The sequence below is a fragment of the Okeania sp. SIO2F4 genome, from assembly GCF_010672385.1.
Classification (GTDB): Bacteria; Cyanobacteriota; Cyanobacteriia; order Cyanobacteriales; family Microcoleaceae; genus Trichodesmium.
Genome location: NZ_JAAHGT010000839.1, coordinates 1 through 4,326 on the forward strand (window position 1 = coordinate 1; position 4,326 = coordinate 4,326).

Sequence of the window (4,326 nt, forward strand, 5' to 3'; positions counted from 1 at the left end):
GAAAAAAGGAGCAAAAAGAATAATTGTGTGTGGGAAAGATTTAGATTTGATTAGATAAGATTAATCAAAAAAGTAGACAACAAAAATGATTGCTATTTAGTCGTTTAATTATGCCGACCTACTTAATTGATAATTAGAGATAGTTTTCATTATTCATTATTCATTATCAATGCTTTTTCCATTAGAATACAGCTTTGATGCTCCTTTATTCCCTCAAATACTTTGATTCCTTTGTATTCATAAGTCTGATAATCTATAGAAACTCTATCCTCAAACCCATACTTCCGACAAATGTGCTGGGATATCTTTCCACTAGCTTCTACTATTGCTTTGGAAAATCCTACTTGAGTTGCCATCTTGAGATTATTTTCAACTAATGTATTGCCAATTTTTCTGCCTCTATATTTTTCTCTAGCTCCCAATAAAAAGAGATGAAACATCTTGCTATTGACGAGTTTTTTTTCCATCTCGTACTGCTCATGTAGCTCTTTTAAAACTTGAGAAACAACCTCAAATTTTTGAGGAATATTTTTGTGTATTTCTTCCTCTGACTCATTTGATAAATGCTCTGAAATAATAAACCCTGCTACTTCTGAAGTAACTGAATCTTTAGCAATATGAGATAACCCTTCTGCCACAGCTTTTTGGCAAATTATCTCAGCAAAGGGATAAAAGTCACTAGGTGTAACTTTAAGTGCTATTGACATAGGTTCTGCACTGGGAAATACATCAACCACGCAATTAATTGTTTGCTCTATGTCTTTTTCCTGTAAAATTTCATATACAATTTCATTTTCTTCTAACATCAGTATATTAACTCCTCAAATAAACTTTGTATTTTAGTAATTAGCAATCAGCAGTTAGAAAATACTTTAGAGTTACTTGAAAAACTATAGTTTATCGATTTCAAAACTGCTGTAATTCCTATCCTTATAATTATTTATAAATAATATTATAAACTCAGTAATTACCGAAAAATAAAGGTTTAAAGCCTCTCATGAGCAAGGAGAAAAAGTGGTCGAGGGATGGGATGGGAAGGAAACCTTGCCATATCCAATCTCCCCTCCAAAAGAAAAAAATTTCCTTTTTAACCAATCCTATCTGTTTTAAGAAGAGGTAATTATTAATTATTAATTATTAATTATTAATTATTAATGATTGAATGACTCTTTTAATTATCAAACAATTCTTTTTCTTGCACCCACTCTAATACTCCATCAAATATACCCGACTTAAAATCATACCTACTTAGAGCAGCGATCGCTCCTCCCAAAAATATTGCACTACCAATTACCGCAAATATTGGTAGGTACTGACGAGTCAAGTCACGGCGTAACCTAGCCAAAGGTCTACTTTGCCGTCTGAGCATTTGTCCCATATCTAGCTGTTGAATCGCTAAAGGGTCTCTGACATAATGGCCACTCCAACTTATTACCAGATGGGAATGACAATATGGACAGGTAAATAGCCCATTAAACATTTCTACTGGTTGTGCAATACTGGAGCGATTGCAAATTGGACATATTACATAATTACTCTTAGATGTGGGAGCGTTCATATTTGTTTTTGAGAAATCAACGAAAATTATTATCAGTTAGACGGCTGAAGTTTTTTGATCTGCAATCTGAAATATCTTGCCTATTCTTTATATAGTGTAGCCTTAATTTCTATTCTATATAGTGTTAACTATTCACGAAAATTATCAATTTTCCACTTTTGTAGATAGCCCAATTGTTTACCATAAGTTAGATTGTATTGCAAGGGGGTAATTGTAATATATTTTTCACGCATTGCCTGAATATCTGTTGGTAATTTTTCGACTGAGGATTGATCGTTAGTGTCTTCTACATCTTCCTGCACTTCTCCAGCTAGCCAATAGTAGGTTTTACCTCGCGGATCGACCCGTTTTTCAAATATATCTATGTATCGACGAATTCCTTGACGGGTAATTTTTACTCCTGCTATTTCTGTTTCTTTGACTGCTGGGATATTTACATTTAGTAACATTAAATTATCTAAAGGTTGGCTTTCCATTTTCTGCACTAAACTTTGAGCAAAATTGACAGCAACTTCAAATTCCCTAGAAGTGTAACTGCCTAAACTCAAAGCAATGCTAGGAATATTTTCAACTATTCCTTCCATCGCTGCAGAAACAGTACCGGAATATAAAATATCTGTTCCTAAATTCGGCCCATGATTAATTCCTGCTAATACTAAATCTGGTGGAGTTTCTAACAAGCCAAATAAGGCCAATTTTACACAATCAGCAGGAGTACCAGAACAAGCCCAAGCTGTTATCCTATCATCAAAAATTGATTTGACAATTTCAGCCCGAATTGGTTGATATAGCGTTAAACTATGACCTGTGGCTGAACGTTCTTTGTCAGGACAAACAACAATAACTTCATGGCCTACTGCTGCTAAACCATTAGCTAAACTCCGGATACCTTCCGCAAAAATGCCATCATCGTTACTAACCAATATTTTCATTTTTCTAAGGGAATAGGGAAGAGGGAATAGGATAGGGAATACCGTTTCACGGAACTCAAAAGTTATAAAGTTAAGATTTTAGGGAAAAATCTGTCCTCAGTAATATATCCTAATTTGCTGACTCTACTGGACTGACATAGCTAATGATAAAATTAGACTATAAATTACTATTACCATCCAAACCTGCCCAAAAATAAAAGTATTGTAAATATTATTCACCAATTATGCAGATAAGTGATATAGGAACTCAATTAAAAGAATTAGGTCAAGGAGCAACAGAAGCGATCGCCATAGCAGAAAGCCTAGAAAAATTAGAAGACTTACGGATTAGTTATCTAGGTAAAAAAGGTCAAGTGTCCAAAATTCTTGGTGCAATGGGTAAACTCAGCCCAGAGGAACGACCAAAAGTAGGAGCGATCGCCAACGAAGTTAAACAAGCCATCCAAACTAACCTAGACGAAAAGCGTAGCAGCTTACAAGCAGCAGAAATTGCAGCCCAACTTCAAGCTGAAACCTTAGATGTTAGTATGCCAGGGGTACATCGCTCCCAGGGAAAAATCCACCCCCTGAATGGCCTCATAGACCGTGCCCTTGACATTTTTGTTGGTTTAGGGTATACAATCTCCACAGGCCCAGAAATGGAAAGCGACTACTACAACTTTGAAGCCCTAAATACTCCGCTAGACCACCCCGCGAGAGATATGCAGGATACCTTCTACTTGCCAGACGGAAATTTAATGCGGACTCACACCTCCTCAGTACAGATCCGCTACATGGAAAAACATGAACCGCCCATCAGAATTGTTGCTCCTGGTCGTGTTTATCGGCGCGATACTGTAGACGCAACCCACGCTGCTGTTTTCCATCAACTTGAACTTTTGGCAGTAGATGAAGGATTAAGATTTTCTGACCTCAAAGGAACAATAAAAGAATTCCTCAGACAAATGTTTGGAGACCTACCCATTCGTTTCCGCGCTAGCTATTTCCCATTTACCGAACCTTCAGCAGAAGTAGATTTACAATGGAATGGTAAATGGTTAGAAGTATTAGGTTGTGGGATGGTAGACCCCAATGTTTTGCAAGCAGTGGGTTACGATCCGGAAAAATATACAGGTTTTGCAGCAGGTTTTGGGGTAGAAAGATTTGCCATGGTACTACACGAAATTGATGACATTCGGCGGGTTTATGCTAGTGACTTACGCTTTTTGCAGCAATTTTAACTAGCTTTCCTCGAAGGGAGTGGGGAAGTGAGGGAGTAGGGAGAGTTCAATAATGGATAATTGATAATGGATAATTGATAATTACCTCTCCCTAAAACGGATTGGATTGAATAAAAGGAAAAATCTATTTCTCTTGGTCGATTGGATATGGCGAACTTCGAAGCGGCTCTGCTTTCTTCGGGAGACCTCGCCATCCCATCCTAAGGTCATGCTCCGCTTTCCGACCGCTTTTTCCCCTTGAAAGGGGAGGCTTTAAACCTGAATTATTGAATTATTGAATTATTGAATTATTAATTCTTCGGTAAACATAATAATAATTAATATGCCCCTGGCTAATAATTATTGAAACAGTTATTCAGTCTATGTTAATTACTTAATAATTGAGGTAGCATCTAAGTTAATGCATGGTAATTGGTATAACTTTAAGTTGTATTACTTACATAAATGACTCTTGACAGAAAAATTTGGGTGTTATACCTCCTTTTTTAAGGGTATAAAAAAAAGAATATTCTGTATTTGAAGTCCGTATTATACCTATTATACGAGGTACTGATAACTGATAACTGATAACTAATAACTGAAATTACTTTTGACTTGATTAAGTATGCGTCAATCA

The 4,326-nt window shown here is 36.2% G+C and carries 4 protein-coding genes; 1 reads left to right on the forward strand and 3 read right to left on the reverse strand.

From position 1 onward, the window contains the following. Nucleotides 1-149: 149 nt before the first annotated feature. The 3 genes from F6K22_RS33585 to surE all read right to left on the reverse strand — a co-directional run bounded on the left by F6K22_RS33585 (nucleotide 150) and on the right by surE (nucleotide 2,490). Nucleotides 150-806 carry a hypothetical protein gene (locus F6K22_RS33585; protein ID WP_293108359.1) on the reverse strand — a complete coding sequence of 219 codons (657 nt, stop codon included), beginning with the start codon at nucleotides 804-806 and terminating at the stop codon, nucleotides 150-152. Between the two features lie 365 nt (nucleotides 807-1,171). Next, nucleotides 1,172-1,558, reverse strand: a complete 387-nt coding sequence (locus F6K22_RS33590) for a hypothetical protein (RefSeq protein WP_293108362.1) — start codon at nucleotides 1,556-1,558, stop codon at nucleotides 1,172-1,174. Between the two features lie 128 nt (nucleotides 1,559-1,686). Continuing rightward, a complete protein-coding gene (surE, locus tag F6K22_RS33595; RefSeq protein WP_293108365.1) occupies nucleotides 1,687-2,490 on the reverse strand; it encodes a 5'/3'-nucleotidase SurE in 804 nt (267 codons plus the stop codon). A gap of 224 nt (nucleotides 2,491-2,714) precedes the next feature. On the opposite strand from surE, the gene pheS reads away from it, so the two are divergent. After that, complete coding sequence (pheS, locus tag F6K22_RS33600; RefSeq protein WP_293108368.1) at nucleotides 2,715-3,710, forward strand: phenylalanine--tRNA ligase subunit alpha; 996 nt, start codon at nucleotides 2,715-2,717, stop codon at nucleotides 3,708-3,710. Nucleotides 3,711-4,326: the final 616 nt, after the last annotated feature.